The sequence below is a fragment of the Commensalibacter nepenthis genome, assembly GCF_029953305.1.
Classification (GTDB): Bacteria; Pseudomonadota; Alphaproteobacteria; order Acetobacterales; family Acetobacteraceae; genus Commensalibacter; species Commensalibacter nepenthis.
The window spans coordinates 2,057,136-2,074,228 of sequence record NZ_JASBAN010000001.1 but is presented as its reverse complement, the minus strand read 5'-3'; the positions used below and the strand labels follow the sequence as shown (position 1 = coordinate 2,074,228).

General features: G+C 35.7%; 15 protein-coding genes. 5 read left to right on the top strand and 10 right to left on the bottom strand.

Features of this window, described 5'->3' with window-relative positions:
* The first annotated feature begins 13 nt into the window (after positions 1-13).
* Positions 14-1,051 (top strand): glycosyltransferase family 4 protein, encoded by a 1,038-nt coding sequence (locus QJV33_RS09740; protein ID WP_281463145.1) that lies wholly within the window; start codon positions 14-16, stop codon positions 1,049-1,051.
* Positions 1,052-1,097: 46 nt separating this feature from the next.
* Here the strand turns inward: QJV33_RS09740 and QJV33_RS09735 are convergent, their stop codons facing one another.
* The 3 genes from QJV33_RS09735 to QJV33_RS09725 all read right to left on the bottom strand — a co-directional run bounded on the left by QJV33_RS09735 (position 1,098) and on the right by QJV33_RS09725 (position 3,879).
* The gene (locus QJV33_RS09735) at positions 1,098-1,673 is read right to left on the bottom strand and encodes a hypothetical protein (protein ID WP_281463144.1); all 576 of its coding nucleotides are present in this window, start codon (positions 1,671-1,673) and stop codon (positions 1,098-1,100) included.
* A gap of 218 nt (positions 1,674-1,891) precedes the next feature.
* Positions 1,892-2,236, bottom strand: coding sequence for a MarR family winged helix-turn-helix transcriptional regulator (locus QJV33_RS09730; protein ID WP_408869657.1), 345 nt, complete (start codon positions 2,234-2,236; stop codon positions 1,892-1,894).
* Between the two features lie 230 nt (positions 2,237-2,466).
* Entirely contained in the window at positions 2,467-3,879 is a 1,413-nt protein-coding gene (locus QJV33_RS09725) for an amino acid permease (RefSeq protein ID WP_281463142.1), read from the bottom strand.
* Positions 3,880-4,096: 217 nt separating this feature from the next.
* Between QJV33_RS09725 and QJV33_RS09720 the strand changes: the two genes are divergently transcribed.
* From QJV33_RS09720 to fdxA, 3 genes are all read left to right on the top strand, one after another.
* Positions 4,097-6,619 carry a helicase-related protein gene (locus QJV33_RS09720; RefSeq protein WP_281463141.1) on the top strand — a complete coding sequence of 841 codons (2,523 nt, stop codon included), beginning with the start codon at positions 4,097-4,099 and terminating at the stop codon, positions 6,617-6,619.
* Positions 6,620-6,686: 67 nt separating this feature from the next.
* Complete coding sequence (locus QJV33_RS09715) at positions 6,687-6,905, top strand: hypothetical protein (protein WP_281463140.1); 219 nt, start codon at positions 6,687-6,689, stop codon at positions 6,903-6,905.
* Positions 6,906-7,046: 141 nt separating this feature from the next.
* The gene (fdxA, locus tag QJV33_RS09710; RefSeq protein WP_281463139.1) at positions 7,047-7,379 is read left to right on the top strand and encodes a ferredoxin FdxA; all 333 of its coding nucleotides are present in this window, start codon (positions 7,047-7,049) and stop codon (positions 7,377-7,379) included.
* Positions 7,380-7,494: 115 nt separating this feature from the next.
* On the opposite strand, the gene cyoD is transcribed toward fdxA, so the two are convergent.
* From cyoD to QJV33_RS09685, 5 genes are all read right to left on the bottom strand, one after another.
* Positions 7,495-7,836 carry a cytochrome o ubiquinol oxidase subunit IV gene (gene cyoD, locus QJV33_RS09705; RefSeq protein WP_281463138.1) on the bottom strand — a complete coding sequence of 114 codons (342 nt, stop codon included), beginning with the start codon at positions 7,834-7,836 and terminating at the stop codon, positions 7,495-7,497.
* A complete protein-coding gene (gene cyoC, locus QJV33_RS09700) occupies positions 7,836-8,459 on the bottom strand; it encodes a cytochrome o ubiquinol oxidase subunit III (protein WP_281463137.1) in 624 nt (207 codons plus the stop codon). Before cyoC ends, cyoD begins: the two co-directional genes overlap by 1 nt.
* Positions 8,459-10,447: a cytochrome o ubiquinol oxidase subunit I gene (gene cyoB / locus QJV33_RS09695; RefSeq protein ID WP_281463136.1), complete on the bottom strand. Its 1,989-nt coding sequence runs from the start codon at positions 10,445-10,447 to the stop codon at positions 8,459-8,461. The genes cyoC and cyoB overlap by 1 nt, the downstream gene beginning before the upstream one ends.
* A gap of 5 nt (positions 10,448-10,452) precedes the next feature.
* The gene (gene cyoA, locus QJV33_RS09690; protein WP_281463135.1) at positions 10,453-11,427 is read right to left on the bottom strand and encodes a ubiquinol oxidase subunit II; all 975 of its coding nucleotides are present in this window, start codon (positions 11,425-11,427) and stop codon (positions 10,453-10,455) included.
* A gap of 455 nt (positions 11,428-11,882) precedes the next feature.
* Positions 11,883-12,653, bottom strand: coding sequence for a Bax inhibitor-1/YccA family protein (locus QJV33_RS09685; RefSeq protein WP_281463134.1), 771 nt, complete (start codon positions 12,651-12,653; stop codon positions 11,883-11,885).
* A gap of 142 nt (positions 12,654-12,795) precedes the next feature.
* Between QJV33_RS09685 and thpR the strand changes: the two genes are divergently transcribed.
* Positions 12,796-13,332 carry an RNA 2',3'-cyclic phosphodiesterase gene (gene thpR / locus QJV33_RS09680; protein WP_281463133.1) on the top strand — a complete coding sequence of 179 codons (537 nt, stop codon included), beginning with the start codon at positions 12,796-12,798 and terminating at the stop codon, positions 13,330-13,332.
* Here thpR and QJV33_RS09675 read toward each other — a convergent pair.
* Together QJV33_RS09675 and QJV33_RS09670 are read right to left on the bottom strand one after the other, a co-directional pair.
* Positions 13,324-15,402, bottom strand: coding sequence for a lysylphosphatidylglycerol synthase domain-containing protein (locus QJV33_RS09675; RefSeq protein WP_281463132.1), 2,079 nt, complete (start codon positions 15,400-15,402; stop codon positions 13,324-13,326). The two genes, thpR and QJV33_RS09675, sit on opposite strands and share 9 nt — an antisense overlap.
* A gap of 51 nt (positions 15,403-15,453) precedes the next feature.
* Complete coding sequence (locus QJV33_RS09670) at positions 15,454-17,070, bottom strand: lysine--tRNA ligase (protein ID WP_281463131.1); 1,617 nt, start codon at positions 17,068-17,070, stop codon at positions 15,454-15,456.
* Positions 17,071-17,093: the final 23 nt, after the last annotated feature.

Here is a 17,093-nt window from a genome sequence, read left to right as displayed (position 1 = left end):
ATTAAAAAAAACAATGACCTCTTTTTCTTTTCATCCATTATTTTTAGTCTGGCTTGTTGGTACGACGCTCTTGTCTGCATTTATCGTAAAGACAATGGCACATATCGGTGTAATGGATAATCCTGTTGAACGCAGTTCTCATACTATGCCTACCCCAAAAGGAGGTGGTGTGGGTATTATCTGTGCATTCTTGATAGGCAGTATAATAATTTTCCCACTTTTACACCAACCTTATCTTATTTCGATTATTGCTTTACTAGGAACCGTTGCATTTCTATCAATTATTTCATGGTTAGATGATGTTAAGCAATGGTCTGCACTCATTAAGCTTGCTGCACAAATATTCTGTGCAATAATTATTACTCTTTTTATCCCATCACTTTCACTACTTCAACAAACCCATTATTTACTCGTCCCCATTATTATTCTATGGGTCGTCTATATCACGAATGCATTCAATTTTATGGATGGTTTAAATGGTCTGGCCGCTGGTGTTGCTGCTATTTGTTGCTTGTTCTTTTATTATCAGACACAACAAATCGAGTTTGGATTAATTGCCCTCGCCCTTTTTTGTGGATTAATGGGATTTTTGCCATTTAATTATCCCAAAGCCGAGATTTTTATGGGCGATGTCGGCAGCCAATCTTGCGGATTACTTTTGGCTAGTTTTGCCATAGCCCCCTTTAACCGCCTGGATCATATCAGTATTACAACGGTTCCTTCTGAAACGATATTAATCTTTTTCTTGTTATTTGGAATAATCTACGACGTAACCTTTACGCTGATCCGTAGAGCCAAAGAAAAAGCATCTCTTTTACAAGCACATCGCAGCCATTTATATCAAATGGCACATAGATGCCAAATTCCTGCTAGTCTAGTAACATTGATCCAATGGTCGTTTTGTATCTGGGGGGGATTACTTGTTTTACTGTTCCCATTAACCACCACATTCAATATAATTTGTGCTTATAGTTTATTAATGATCCCACAAATTATCTGGACTTTATTTATTTTATATAAAACAAATCAACATAACATAAAAAAATGGTAGGATTTAATTTCCTACCATTTTCAATCAAATCAATTTTAAAATAAAATTATTTGCTAACTTTATTTAATTGTTGTTGATTTAGATCTTCTGTTGTGGTTTCTGCCTTAGCCGCCTTTTTTCTGGCTTTAGCAGTTTTTTGTAATTTTGAATCTTCAAATTTAATCGTAAAACCACCTGGTGCACCTGCTACACGCCCACCCATTGTATTCGTATCAAATGCAATCACAACATTTTTTGTGTTTTTCATGTTTGCAGCACCAACACCAACACCAGCAGTTGCTTCACCACTAGCAGATGCATAGTTTCCTGCAAAATCATAAAGATTTTTTAGATTATAGACATGACCTTTTGCTTGGGATTTTGAAAAACCAAGAGCAACGATATCGCCGCCTTTAATTTTAAATTTATAGGTTTTGCCATGATATTTTAAAACACCACTGCCCCAAGTATATCCAACACCCACATCAGCTGAGTGGAAAGTCATATAAATGCTACCTGAAGGTTTTTCAGATGTTGCTGCGGGGTGGTCAACAGCATGATTTTCTGCTGCAAAAGATTGGTGGCTTAATGCCAAAGGCGCACAGATAAAAGTTGCTGCCAATAATAAAGAAAATTTTTTCATAATTAAAGCTCTCAAAATAAGTTATAAGCAATCTATTATACTCGGTTTATTTAACAATAAACCTACAAATAATTCAAGTATTTTACGAAACAATATTATCCTGATATTCACCAAGATAATATTGTTCTTGTAATATAGCCTAAACTTTATTCGAAAATTTTAATATTAAAATTCTCTTATAGCTATCATTCAATCGAAAAAAATCTTTTATTTAAAAATTATTTTTTTGCAGCATTGTTGATAATATTTTTAATATTTGCCAAATACTCGTTACCAGCATCGGTATGTTGAATTAGCACAGAACGACGATCCATAGGATCCGTTTTTCTAGTTACAAATTCTAATTCTTCTAAACGATCCAACGCACGGGTAATCGCTGGTTTTGAAACATTTAAATTAGCAGCCAAACCTCTTACAGTTTGAACCGTATCATCTAAGTAGCAAATCAAAAATACAGCCAATTGGCGTGCTGATAAATCAGGAGTATCCTGACGTACCAATGTTGTAATTGTTTCTTTTAAGATAACAATTTGTTGTTCAGAAGTTGTTTTTTCATTATTCATTTTATTTAAACCATTCATTTTATCAAAACTGTTTCAAGATTATTTCTATATATTCAACATGAGTATCCAAAACCGGAATATCAAGATTGTAGGTAAAAAAATCTTGATGAAATTTTATTCCGGATAATATTATTTTAACATTTTATTACTATATGTAATATATCTTAATAAAAAAATAAATTTTATTTATAAAAATATATTTCTAATAAATAATTATTATGAATTTTTATTTACTTTTTATTGATTGTCATATCAAGCAATAGTTTCCAACGTTTTTTGACCTCTTGTGGAATCAGCAAATAACTTACCCAAAGCAAAACAAACCATGCTATTCCTAAATATAGCCCTACTCTTGTCGTTGATTGTAACGTTAGCGTTAATATTATTAAAACGATAAAAATTATACAAAGCCAACATGAAAAAATACCACCAGGCATTTTAAATAAAGATTCTCTATGACGTTCTGGATATTTGTAACGATATCGAATATAAGAAAAAACAATTAAAAACCACGTAAACAACGTAATAATAGTGGCAACTGAAGTCACAGAAATAAAAGTATCAATAATGTTTTTATTCCCTAACGCCAGCAAAATAACCGCAGATAACAAACAAGCACATGAAAAAACCAATCCATTTACTGGAACAGAAGATTTGGAAAGTTTCATAAAAAAACTTGGTGCTTTATTTAATGAAGCCAGCCCGTACAACATTCTGCTACTTGAAAAAATCCCACTATTGGTCGAAGATGCTGCCGAAGTCATGACCACAACATAAACAATTGCTGCGGCTGCGGATAATCCCGCAAATTTAAATAAAACAATAAAAGGGCTTTGGCTGGGGTCAATGCGATGCCAAGGAATAACCGCCATAATCACAATGACGGACAATACGTAAAACATAATAATACGTAACGGAATATTATTAATTGCTTTCGGAAGGTTTTTATAGGGATCTTTTGACTCTGCTGCTACGGTTCCAATTAATTCCACGCCAATAAATGCAAAAGTCGCACTTTGGAACCCAGCTAAAAATCCACGAAATCCATTCGGTAAAATATTACCATCATTCAACACATTACTTAACGAAGTGACTTCACCCGAAGGCACTTTAAAAGAAACAGCGATGAAAACGCCGCCCACAATAATTAAAACACAAATCGCAATAATTTTAATAATCGCAAACCAAAATTCCATTTCACCAAATAATTTAACCGTTAAACTATTTAAAGTATAAAACAAAACGATACATACCAAAGCCGGTATCCAAGGGGGCAAATTGGGATAGAACATATGTGTATATCCCGAAATCGCAACCAAATCCGCAATACCAATGGCGACCCAGCAAAGCCAATAAGACCACCCCAGTAAAAATCCTGCAAAAGGTCCCAGTAGATCACTTACGAAATCCACAAAGGATTTATAATTTAAATTGGAAAGTAAAATTTCCCCTAACGCTCGCATGACCAAAAAAACAACAATACCGATCAACAGATAAATCAATATAATAGAAGGTCCCGCAAGTTGAATAGTACTACCAGAGCCTAAGAACAATCCTGTACCAATACATCCTCCAATTGCGATTAATTGAATATGCCGATTATTTAAATTACGTTGTAAGCTATTACTTTGATCGTGCTTCATACAAAAACCTTTACCAACCCTTAAATTATTTACTCATAAGACAAGATAAACTATTTTGAACTTCATTGACTATCTCTATTACAAAAATATCTGAATAACAAAAACTATTTATGATATCCTAGCTCGTGAAAGCAATTGTGAGTATTGAAACCTATGCCACCTTAATCCTAATTCTCAAATAATATTGTTAAAACCTCACTAAAATAAAGTGTTTTTTATGTCTGATATAATAAAAGCAATTCTCGGTCCGACAAACACAGGGAAAACCCATCTTGCGCTAGAAAGAATGATGGCGCATGTATCAGGAATTATTGGTTTTCCTTTGCGTTTATTAGCCAAAGAGAATTATGATCGTATGGTTGCAATCAAGGGGGAACAATATGTCGCTTTGATTACAGGAGAGGAAAAAATCATTCCCCCAAAGGCAAAATGGTTTTCTTGTACCGTAGAGGCCATGCCAACCCATATCCCAGTAGATTTTATTGCAATTGATGAAATACAGCTTTGTGCGGATCCAGACAGAGGACATATTTTTACAGACCGATTGCTACATTGCAGAGGCAACATAGAAACCATGTTTCTTGGGGCAGACACAATTACCCCTATTTTAAAACAACTTATTCCCCATATCGAAATTGACTCACGCCCTCGCCTGTCAAACTTAACCTATACTGGATTTGATAAATTTACTAGGCTGCCACCACGCTCTGCAATTGTTGCCTTTTCTGCCAACGAAGTCTATGCCATTGCTGAATTTATCAAAAGACGACACGGGGGATGTGCCATCGTCATGGGACGGCTATCCCCACGTACACGCAATGCACAAATGGAACTCTATCAAAATAAAGAAGTAGATTACTTAGTCGCCACGGATGCGATTGGTATGGGATTAAACATGAATGTCAATCATGTTGCCTTTGCCAGCCTATCTAAATATGATGGACGACAATTACGCAATTTATATGCTTCTGAAATTGCTCAAATTGCTGGAAGAGCTGGTCGCGGGATGCAAGATGGCACCTTTGGCACAACTGCGAATTGTTCTGGCATGTCTGAAAAAATAGTCAATGCGGTAGAAAATCATAATTTTGATTCTTTAAAGCAACTCTTTTGGCGTAACCACACGCCTGACTTCTCTAATCCATCACGGTTGCTGACCTCTTTAAGCAAAGCCCCGCCTCTAAAAACGTTAATCACCAGCCAACATGCATCTGACTTACAGACCTTGATTTATCTTATTCAAGATCCAGAAATTATGGCGGCATGTACCACCGAGCAAAATACACAATTATTATGGGAAAATTGCCAAATCCCAGACTTTAAAAAGCTAGGCAATGATAATCATGCACGTATCTGCAAAAAAACCTTTCTATTCCTGTTGAAACAAGGGCATATTCCTGAAACTTGGATTCACCAACAAATAGAACAATTAAACCATACACATGGTGATATTGATACCTTGATGCAAAGACTTTCTGGAATTCGGATTTGTTCTTTTATAGCTGCAAAAAATCAATGGTTGGAAAACGCACTCTATTGGCAAGCACAAGCCAGAGAGGTTGAAGACAGCTTGTCAGATGCTTTACACACCGCATTGATGAGCCGCTTTGTCAATCAAAGAGCCACATCTTTGTTAAGAAACTTAAAGAATCAAGAAAAAGACAATTTGTTTACCTCAGTCTCCTCAACGGGACATATTCTTATCGAAGGACAAACAATTGGCTCTTTTAAAGGCTTCACGATCGAACTACAAGAATCGATTCCTCAAGAAGACTATAAACTGGCTCTTAGAAGTATCCGAAAAAATATTCGTCAATTAATCCCTCAACAAATTCATAAATTTACACAGGCTAAAGATAACGAGTTTGAAATTGAATTAAAGACAGGCAATATCTTGTGGGAAAATATGCCTGTTGGTAAATTAAAAAAAGGACATGATTTATTACATCCTCAAATCATATTATTAGATAACAATTTTCTAGATAATGAAATAAAAGATGTTTTATTAAAAAGATTACAAGCATATCTGGCTCAACAAATCCATTTTTTATGTCCTACATTGATAAAATTACAAAACAACAATCAATTGCCAGCATCAATACGAGGCTTGGCTCATCAAATTTATGAAAATGGTGGAATTTTATGGAAGGAACAACTTGATAATTTTCCGAAATATACAAAAAAAACCCTCTTAAAATACAATATTGTTCTAGGACAATACGCATTTTATTTAAAAGATATTTTCAAAGAAAAAAAAGTAAAATTAAGGGCATTACTATATCATTTATTTTATAATCAAATAGATGCCGAGACCGTTCCTTTGCCACATTTGGTGTATCTTCCAACAATAAACCCAAAAATTGATATCAAATTTTATCAATATCTTGGATGGATTAAAATAGGCAATCAATTCTTGCGCCTAGATATTGCAGAAGCAATCTATAAAAATCTGAAAAACAAAGCCAAAAATTATCCTTCCACTCTTAAACGACAAGATATTACGCCTGTGCCTTTTGTTATTGAAACCATCCCTGCTCTATTAAAATCACTTGATTTCTTTGTTCAGAAGCCTCAAAAACCAACGAAAACATCAATGGGTCCTCCAGCCCCTTTACTGTTTTCCAATGTCCCATTTCAAAAGAGTAAACAGTGCAAAAATAAAAAAAGAAAGCTACAAAAATTATCCCCTCCATCTATTCTCGACTTACAGCAATTTTATAACACACATCGCCATGATTGATACTGAAAGCCAAACTCAACGTATAGATCTCTGGTTATGGCATGCTAGGATCTATAAAACACGAAGTATGAGTACTAAACACACAAAACTCGGAAATTTTCGTCTGAATTCATATTCCGTTACAAAAGCATCCCACACCATTAAAAAGAACGATATTTTAACATTTGTTTGGTACGATACAATTAGAGTCATTAAAATTCTTAATTTAACCAAACAACGCGTTGCAGCAAAAAATATCTCGCTGATTTATCAAGAAATTCTTGAAACTTCAGATGTAAAGTTATAAAGAATATAAATTATTTTCTTGTCATAGCCTTAAATAGTTACTAAATCACTATGACAAAGTATTCAAATTAAATTGAATGCCACAGATTTCTTAATGACTAGGGGTATATACCCCTTTAACAGATATGAATCGGAGAAAGCAATGACCTATGTGGTCACGGAAAACTGCATTCGTTGCAAATATATGGATTGTGTCGAAGTTTGCCCCGTAGATTGTTTCTATGCTGGTGAAAACTTCCTTGTGATTAGCCCAGAAGAATGTATTGATTGCGGCGTATGTGAACCAGAATGCCCCGCAGAAGCCATCTTCCCAGACAGTGACAATCGTGCTGCAGATTGGTTAGAACTCAATGCTGAGCTTTCGAAATCGTGGCCTAATATGAGCCGAAAAGGCGATACACCTGCTGATGCAGATGAATGGAATGGCAAAACAGATAAAAAAAATATGCTTTCAAGAGAACCCCACAAAGATTAATTTCTTTACAGAACTCATAAAGAAAAGCCCTTAACCTTTATTTCAAAAGTTAAGGGCTTTTTTATTGGTTCATTTCATCTGTCTTTATCAACGACAAAGACAGATTATTATGAAATTAGCGAGCCATCATTAAATGACCAACATTATGCATAACGAATAATGTACCAAAACAAATTACCAAAGCAACAAATACAGAGAATAAGAAAGAAACAACCTCTGAACGTTGTTCAGGAGCAGCACTGACATGCAAGAAGAAGGTGACTTGTACAAATATTTGTAATACAGCCAACACTCCTAATGCAATTATTACTGCACTATTTGATAAGGCATGTCCTAAGACAGACCAAAAAGATCCAACTGTCAATATAACAGATAGTATGAACCCAACAATATAAGAAACTATAGAGCCGTGTCCATGGTCTTCCCCATGAGAAGAAACTGCATGATTTTCTACCATTACACCATACTCAACAGATAAACAAAACTAAATACACAGATCCAGATAATATCAAGGAAATGCCAGAATAAACTTAGACAAGTCAAACGAGGCATCATCTTTGAATTAACCCCTTTGGTCGCAACTTGCACCATAAGAACTATCATCCAAATCAGACCAAGAGTCACATGCAATCCATGTGTTCCAACAAGGGTAAAAAATGCAGACCAATGCGCACAAGATTCTGGCGTTGCACCATGTGCAATTAAATGCATGAATTCGTTAATTTCTAAACCAAGAAATCCTGCACCTAATACTGCTGAGACAACCATCCAAAGCAATGTTCCAGATTTGTTCCCTTTATGGGCAGATAGCATAGCAAAGCCAAATGTCAACGAACTTAATAACAGTAAAGCTGTTTCATAAGCTACCGTCTGCCATTCAATGACGCCTTTACTCATCAATGCTTTGAAAGTTATGTTATCATTAAAAAATTGTCCATGTAATACAGCATAACTGGCAAACAAACACCCGAAAATAACACAGTCAGACATAAGATATAACCAAAAGCCAAAGACTGAATGATTTTCATGTTCGTGTTCGTGGTGACCACTATTTGCTGTCATTGTACTATTTTCACTCATTATTCAGCCACCTGTGTCATAATGTTACGAGAATGCTCTTTCTCAATACGTTCGACTTCTGCAGCAGGGATAACAAATTCTTTGTCTTCCTTAAAGCTATACCCTATGACAATTATCAACATAAGGATACCAGCGGCAATAGCCAACCACCAAATATGCCATACTGCGGCAAACCCAAAGACAAATGAAAGCGCACCAATAAAGAAACCTGCAGAGGTATTTTTTGGCATAATGATGTCTTGATAAGGTTCAGAAGTACGACGTGTGTCAATACCATGTTCTTTATCATAAGCAAATGCATCACGTGCGTGAACAACTGGAATATGAGCAAAGTTGTAAATAGGAGCTGGTGAAGAAGTTGACCATTCTAATGTACGACCATCCCATGGATCCCCTGTAACATCTCTGTTTTCAGGTTTATTCATATTTAGAATACCAAGGAAGATTTGTGTTAACTGACAAACAACACCACAAAGGATACAGAATACACCAACACAAGCAATGATTAACCAAATATGCCAATCAGGATTGTCATAATGATTCAAACGACGAATCATTCCATCAAAACCTGTAATATATAGAGGCATGAATGAAAGGAAGAAACCGAAGAACCAGAACCAGAATGCTGCTTTACCCAAAGATTGGCTCATTTTAAAGCCAGTCACTTTCGGTGCCCAAAAGTTCATACCAGCAATATAACCAAAATACACACCACCAATAATTGTGTTATGGAAGTGAGCAATCAAGAATTCACTGTTATGTAATACAAAGTCACTTGCAGGAATAGCAAGCATAACACCGGTCATACCACCAATAACAAAGACAATCATAAAACCAATCGTCCAATACATAGGTGCTGTAAATTCAATACGCCCTCTATACATTGTGAACAACCAGTTAAAGATTTTAACCCCTGTTGGAATAGCGATAATCATCGTCATAATACCAAAGAATGAGTTGACGTTTGCGCCTGCACCCATGGTAAAGAAATGGTGAACCCAAACTAACAATGACAATATTGTAATTGTTAAGGTTGCATAAACCATTGTAGCATAACCAAATAATGGTTTTTTACAGAATACTGGAACCAATTCAGAGAAACAGCCAAACGCAGGAATAACAAGAATGTAAACCTCTGGATGTCCCCATGCCCAAATTAAGTTCAAGTATAACATTACGTTACCGCCGAGCTCATTGGTAAAGAAATGCATTCCTAAATAACGATCAAGTGTTAATTCAGCAATTGAAACGGTTAATGCTGGAAAAGTTGTGTAAATCATAATACATGCTGCAAAAACAGTCCAACAAAAGACTGGCATACGCATCCATGTCATGCCAGGGGCACGCATTTTACACAATGTAGTCATAAAGTTGACCGCAGTTAATACCGTCCCAATACCAGAGATCTGAACCGCCCAAATATAATAGTCAACACCAACGCCAGGGCTGAATTGTAATTCAGATACTGGAGGATATGCCAACCAACCTGCTGTAGAGAACTCACCAATGAAGAGAGAGATATTAACCAGAATCGCACCAGATGTTGTTAACCAAAAACTTAATGAGTTAAGAAATGGAAACGCAACGTCACGAGCACCAATTTGCAACGGAACAATCAAATTGAACAAACCTTGCATAAACGCCATCGCCATGAAGAAAATCATGATCGTGCCGTGTGCTGTAAAGATTTGATCATAGTGATGTGGTGGCAAATAGCCTGGGCTATCAAAAGCAATTGCTTGCTGTAAACGCATCATCAATGCATCACAGAAGCCACGGAACAGCATGACCAACGCAAGAACGATATACATAATACCGATACGTTTATGATCAACCGAGAAAAGCCAATTTTTGAATAAAACCGTCCACTTGCCATAATAGGTAATAGCAAAAAGAACTGCTAATCCGACTATAACTACCCCGATAAATGTTCCCACCAAAATGGGTACATTATATGGAATATCTTTAAGAGTTAAAATTCCTAACATCTTTCCTATTCCCCTGAGTGCATATCATTAGATTGAGCAGGAGCTTCTGGACTATGACCATGACTTTCGACATGATAATGACCATCATTATATTGCCCAACAATATCATCAAAGAAATGGTGCCCAACAGTGCCATAATAGATTGGCTCTTGATAGAGAACATTTCCTTCATGAGTCTTAGCATATTCCATTTGATCTTCTCTTAAGTGTTTATAGACATCACTATCTTTGCTATCTAATTGCTTAGAAGAAGCTTTAACCTTTTCAACCCACTCATCAAAACCTTTTTGATCAGTTGCAATAGCTTTAAATTTCATTTCTGAATATCCAAAACCACTATAGTTACTTGAAACGCCTCTAAATGTACCAGTAGATGTTGCCATTAAATGCAATTGTGTTTGCATTCCAGCCATCACATAAACTTGAGAACCCAATTGTGGAATCCAAAAAGAATTCATTGTTGCATCAGATGTTAAACGGAATGCAACAGGTGTATTGATTGGCATTGCCATTTCGTTCACCGTTGCAATTCCTAAATCTGGGTAAATGAATAACCATTTCCAGTTTAATGCAACCACTTGTACATTTATCGGTTTTACATTTGGATTATCAGCAGGAGCAGCAATTGGTTTATATGGATCTAATTCATGAGAAGATACATATGTATGATATGCAAGGAATGCAATCAAACACATTGGAATACCCCAAACAAGAATTTCAATCGTTGTTGAAAAATCCCATTTTGGTGCATATGTCGCATTCGTATTTGACTTACGATAACGATATGCAACGAACAAAGTCGCAATGATTACTGGGATAACAATACATAACATTGCCCCAGCACACATTAAAATTAAACTTTTTTCGCCTTGTCCAATAGTTCCCTTAGGATCCATTATAGCCAAATTACATCCACCTAGCATTAAGGTAGATGCTAAACCCACTACCGACAATGTAATTTTCGGTAATATTTTTTTCATTCTATGCCTCGTTGATTCTGACATTGCTCAACTCATCAGCTTGTTCATCTTATAGAACATCTTTCTTTTTTAGAATTTTTAATAAAATGTTTTTTGGTAATTTTATTAAAAACCCTTGATACTCATAATAACACCATTATATGCACATAAAAAAGACATAAATCTTTTTAAAGCAATAATGTTAATTTGGTGCCCTATTCCTACTATAAATAATTGTATGTTACAACTAGCTTTCTCAAAACATTCAAAAAACTATCGCAATAACATTGAATTAACACAGTTATGGTGGGTATATACTACGCCTAAACACTCGATGAAACGATGTAAAAATTGCAAAAATCTCAACTTTACAAACCAAGTGATAATTACAACACAAATACATGTTACAAAAAATGCACTGAAATTATTCAGTGCATTTTTGCTATGTCAGTCAACTGCAAGATAACTAAAATAAATTAGTCATTACTTCCTGATCGAACACCCATAAATTGTAACAAAAATTGAAACAAGTTAATAAAGTTCAAATATAGGGTTAAGGCATCATACACACTATGTTTGGCTGCCATATCAGCACCTTCATATTGATAGAATGTTTGATAAGATAATTTAATTCTTTGAGTATCGGTTGCTGCAAGACCAGTAAACACAACAACACCAACAATACTGATTAACAAAGACATTCCAGAACTATGAAAAAACATATTAATCACCATTGCAATAACCAAACCAAAAAGTCCCATACCCAAAAATGATCCGATTCCAGTCAAATCACGTTGTGTCGTATATCCCCATAAAGACATCCCTGCGAACATACTGGCTGCAACAAGAAAAGTTCTGGCAATAGATTCCCCTGTATACACAAAGAAAATACTCGCCATACTGATCCCCATTGCCGCACACAAAGCCCAGAATAAAGCCTGTGCAGTCTGTGTAGATAAACGATTAATCCCAAAAGACATTACCAAGACAAATGCTAGAGGGGATAATATAGCAATAAACCCAAGCATTGTCGGCGTTAAATGTGTAGATCCATTTGCAAACACTCTTTGATAGAAAATATTGCCCAAAGATGAATTCGCCACCAGATAAGAAACCAACGCGGTTAATAACAAGCCTGATGCCATCCAGTTATATACTCGAAGCATATAGCTGCGCAGACCAGCATCAAATGCAACCTGTGCATCAACTTGTGATGTATTGTGATATGAATTAGGACGAAATGCCATTACTCTTCTCATAAAATAGTTTTCATTAACTATTAATATATTGCAATTACTAGCTAAATATCAAGTATACAAAAAAATATGTTGTTTTTATGATTTTTATAAGTATAGATTTGTTATCTTTTATACATTATCAGTCAAAATAATGAGTTACTTTATAGGCTTATCACTACCTGACCATATTTCATCTCATATCAGCACATTGCGTGGCAGCCTGCCATCTATTTACTGGAATGACCCAGATACTTATCACATTTCCCTTTGCCATATTGGTGAGATTAAAAACTATATACTCATGAACGAGATCGATACTGCTTTGGAACAAATCAAAGCGCCTCGCTTTGAACTAATTGTCCAAGGGGTGCATCATGACAGATTAGCAACTGAAGAAGATAAATTTTCAGTTCTCGTCTCGTCAACGCCAGCTTTGCTACATTTAAAAAAGAAAATAGAACATATTGTTCAGCAATTTGAAATAAAACCCAGTAAAAAACGCTATATTCCTGAAATCACTTTAGCAAAAGGTATAGGCACCAGCGAAGAACAAATTGCAAATTGGTTGTATCAGTATAATTTGTTTAAAACGGAGTCCTTTGAAATTCTTCAATTTTCTATTTTTAGTACATATCACAACAAAAACCATACTCATTATGATATTAAATCAAATTATAGGTTACGATAATAAATTATCATACTTTTTATTTTCAATAAGCTGGTGCAAATAATTCATATAATATAACTCGCAACAAACATAGCGATCTGTTTTAAGAGGCATATTTGCCAACCCTAAATCTTGATAAATTGATAAATATTTTTCGCTGACATTCCAAAATGCAAGAGAACGATGTTCTTGAGTTGCCAAATCTCGCAATCTCCAAATCGTATTGATGATTTCACTTTTCTTTCCAACAGGATCGCCAAGACCAATTAACAGCCCTTCCCTTCTTAAAAATGGGGCAACTGTACCTGCTGTCGAACAAATTACAATCGCATCAGGATCTATACCCACCACATTTCCAATAGTGGAGTTGGACAATATCTCATAAAGCTCTTGCGTTTCTTGTGACCAGCTGTCAAAACGAATACGCGCCGGAAGCATCATTTTAAATAAAACCGTACACCCTACCAATACCATAAATGCAATAATCGATTTGATCTCAAAAGAAACATGATGAGAAAGAAATATCTCAACAATACCGTGATTAATTGAATGGTGTGGGCTTAGCCAAATAATGACATAGATTGTTACTATTAAAATTAAAATTTCGATTGCTGTTTTCAATGATAATGGTGTTGCGCTAAAATTTGCTTTGCGATAATAGCAATTTCTGAACGGTGCAATAAAAAAGGCTGATAATGTAAAAATAATCGGCACATATATCGGCGCACCTCGTAACAAAGTAATTACAGCTAACAAAATCAAAGTAACCAAACTGAGACACCAAGCCATCGTAATCCTTCTGGCCAAAGCAACGGTTAATATCAACAACAACATTCCAAAAAAAGACAGTAAATAATCACCAGCAATCTCTATGATAAGAAACAGAGACTTCCTGACTGCCATTTTCGTAGGATCCAGTAATGGCAATGCCAAAGCAATTAACCCACAAAGAGACGTTGTTGCCGCAGCAACATTGACTGAAAAAGCAGCATCGCTTTCTCTAATATTTTCAGCAGAAGAAGACCTCGGGCGCAGTTTAAATACGAATAACTTCTTTGCATTCTTATGAAGCGCATTCCCTCCACGTAAAAACACCTCGTGTCCCGCAAACATAATACCAGCAAAAAATAATGGGATCAGATAATAAAATAATCTAAAAATAAAAATAACTGAAACAATATCTTCGGCAGGCATATAGGGCTTTAACGCATATAACATACTTCCTTCAAAAACACCGACCCCACCCGGAACACTGGAAATTAATCCCGCAGAATAAGATGCTATATAAATTCCTAAAAAAGTTGCAAAATTGATAGATTGATGCCCTGCAATATGTGAATAATCAGGAATAATGCAATAAGGAATGGCTGCTGTCGCAATAACTTCAGCTGTTGCAACAATAATTTGTGCAACAGCCATCATTGGTTTAGGGAAAGAAAAACGATATTTCCACAATTTTAATTCATTACAATAAAATGAAATTACAACATATAAAGTGACAAATAACCAGCATATCCCACCAAGAATCATAAAAACATAAGCCGGTAATTCATTCCCTATTATTGGAAGGTCACTTGCTTTAAAAATAAACAAGGTTCCAATTAAAACAGCGGCACCCAAAAAATAAGTAATAGAGCAAAAAGCGATTACTTGTACGATCTCAATCGCTTGCAATCCCCAACTACCATATAAGCGGAAGCGAACAATTGCCCCTGAAACAGCGGAAAAACCTATATTATGGGATAAAACATAAGAACAAAAAGACGCAAATGCTGCTTTTAAAAACGATAAACGATGACCGACCTGAATAATGGCCAATTTATCATAAAAAGATAAAATTAAAAAAGACAAGAATGTACAACCAGCCGCTGCATACAAAGCCACATCTGGGATCTGATGCAACGACTCTTGTATTTTTTTTAAACTGAGATGCTTAAATTCATTTTGAACGACGTAAATAGCAACCAAAAATATAGCAACACCAAAAAGCCGAGAAGCATATTTAAAATAAGTCTTCCAACTTTTATCTTTAAATTGATTTTCTTTGGTCGATTTGGTCTGCTCTTGAGAACAAGAATCTTGTGGTTGCATCTTTATACTATAACATTATGGAAATAAATTGCTCTTATATTTACACGCAAATTATTCTCTGGTCAAAGCGGTTTCAATTAACTGAATGGTTTCTGAAATACCATATAAAGCAATAAACATCCCAAAACGTGGTCCTTCTTTTTGCCCTAACAAGACTTCATATAAACATCCAAACCATGCTCTTAAGGGTTCAAATTCGAATTCTTTACCAACCGCAAACACCATATTTTGTAATTCATCTGCCGTCACAGGCTGTTCTTGCACGGCACGTAATTGCGTAACCAATGACGTCAAAGCTTGTTTTTCTTTGTCATCTGGCTTGCGATATTCTTTATGTGGTTTAATGAAATCTGCATAATATGCCAATGCACATTCGACGAGTTGTGACAACATCGGATGCGTTTCAGGGGAAACATTTTCATCATAACGTTTTAAAAAGCCCCATAAAATTTCCGCACGCTCTGCGTTCGCAACAGAAGCCAAATTCAACAACATGGCAAAACTGATTGGGCTGCCTACTTTTTCTGGTAGTTTGCCCTGATGAATAAACCACGCAGGGTTATTATAAATCTTTTCTTTCTCAGCTACTTCTAAACTATCTTTGTTTTTTTCTAGTTCTGCCCAATCCGAAACATGCTTTAAATATTCATCCGTTGCTTTTGGAATCACATCAAAAAATAATCTTTTTGCACGTTTAGGCGCATTATACATATAAAGTGCCAAACTTTCTTCTGGCGCATATTGCAACCATTCTTCAATTGAAAGCCCGTTTCCTTTGGATTTTGAAATTTTTTGTCCTTGGTCATCCAAGAATAATTCATACGTTAAATTAATGGGGGGCTCTCCACCCAAAATTTTACAAATTTTGCTGGATAATTTAACGCTATCAATCAAATCTTTGCCAGACATTTCATAATCAACGCCCAACGCATACCAACGCATTGCCCAGTCTGCTTTCCATTGCAATTTTACATGACCGCCTTTGACCAGCGTTTCAAATGCTTTGCCATTTTCATCACGCCATACAACCGTGCCAGCATCTAAATCGATTTTTTCCATTGGGACTTGCATCACAATCCCTGTTTCAGGATGAATGGGTAAAATCGGAGAATAAGTCGCTTTTCTTTCTTCTCGTAATGTTTTTTTTACCTCAGCAGTAATTTGATCGTGAACTTCTAAGACACGTTTTAAAGCAGCATCGAAACGTCCAGACGTATAATAATCTGTTGCAGATGCAAATTCATATTCAAATCCAAAACGATCCAAGAAAGAGCATAATTGTGCGTTATTATGCGCACCAAACGAATCATGCGTTCCAAATGGATCAGGAATACGAGAAAGCGGTTTCCCCAAATGTTGAGCCAACATATCTTTGTTTGGCACATTATCAGGCACTTTGCGCAACCCATCCATGTCATCAGAGAATGCTAGGATTTTAATTGATTGTCCCGTAAGCGTTTGATATGCTTGACGAACCCAAGATGTTCGAGCAACTTCGCCAAATGTACCAATATGAGGCAAACCAGATGGTCCATAGCCTGTTTCCATCAGGGCAGGTTTATTCAACTTATCCTTCTTACCTTTTATACGTTCAACTAACTTAGCAGCTTCCTCGAAAGGCCAAGATTTTGGTAACGAAGATAAAGAAGAAAAATCGTTTTCAGACATTGCTTTACAGGTACTTTGATAAA

What these genes read in the sequence shown, in the direction of transcription:
- QJV33_RS09740 (WP_281463145.1), top strand. Translation starts at nt 14, where the DNA reads ATGACCTCTTTTTCTTTTCATCCATTATTTTTAGTCTGGCTTGTTGGT.
- QJV33_RS09735 (WP_281463144.1), bottom strand. Translation starts at nt 1,673, where the DNA reads ATGAAAAAATTTTCTTTATTATTGGCAGCAACTTTTATCTGTGCGCCT.
- QJV33_RS09730 (WP_408869657.1), bottom strand. Translation starts at nt 2,236, where the DNA reads ATGAATAATGAAAAAACAACTTCTGAACAACAAATTGTTATCTTAAAA.
- QJV33_RS09725 (WP_281463142.1), bottom strand. Translation starts at nt 3,879, where the DNA reads ATGAAGCACGATCAAAGTAATAGCTTACAACGTAATTTAAATAATCGG.
- QJV33_RS09720 (WP_281463141.1), top strand. Translation starts at nt 4,097, where the DNA reads ATGTCTGATATAATAAAAGCAATTCTCGGTCCGACAAACACAGGGAAA.
- QJV33_RS09715 (WP_281463140.1), top strand. Translation starts at nt 6,687, where the DNA reads ATGAGTACTAAACACACAAAACTCGGAAATTTTCGTCTGAATTCATAT.
- fdxA (WP_281463139.1), top strand. Translation starts at nt 7,047, where the DNA reads ATGACCTATGTGGTCACGGAAAACTGCATTCGTTGCAAATATATGGAT.
- cyoD (WP_281463138.1), bottom strand. Translation starts at nt 7,836, where the DNA reads ATGGTAGAAAATCATGCAGTTTCTTCTCATGGGGAAGACCATGGACAC.
- cyoC (WP_281463137.1), bottom strand. Translation starts at nt 8,459, where the DNA reads ATGAGTGAAAATAGTACAATGACAGCAAATAGTGGTCACCACGAACAC.
- cyoB (WP_281463136.1), bottom strand. Translation starts at nt 10,447, where the DNA reads ATGTTAGGAATTTTAACTCTTAAAGATATTCCATATAATGTACCCATT.
- cyoA (WP_281463135.1), bottom strand. Translation starts at nt 11,427, where the DNA reads ATGAAAAAAATATTACCGAAAATTACATTGTCGGTAGTGGGTTTAGCA.
- QJV33_RS09685 (WP_281463134.1), bottom strand. Translation starts at nt 12,653, where the DNA reads ATGGCATTTCGTCCTAATTCATATCACAATACATCACAAGTTGATGCA.
- thpR (WP_281463133.1), top strand. Translation starts at nt 12,796, where the DNA reads ATGAGTTACTTTATAGGCTTATCACTACCTGACCATATTTCATCTCAT.
- QJV33_RS09675 (WP_281463132.1), bottom strand. Translation starts at nt 15,402, where the DNA reads ATGCAACCACAAGATTCTTGTTCTCAAGAGCAGACCAAATCGACCAAA.
- QJV33_RS09670 (WP_281463131.1), bottom strand. Translation starts at nt 17,070, where the DNA reads ATGTCTGAAAACGATTTTTCTTCTTTATCTTCGTTACCAAAATCTTGG.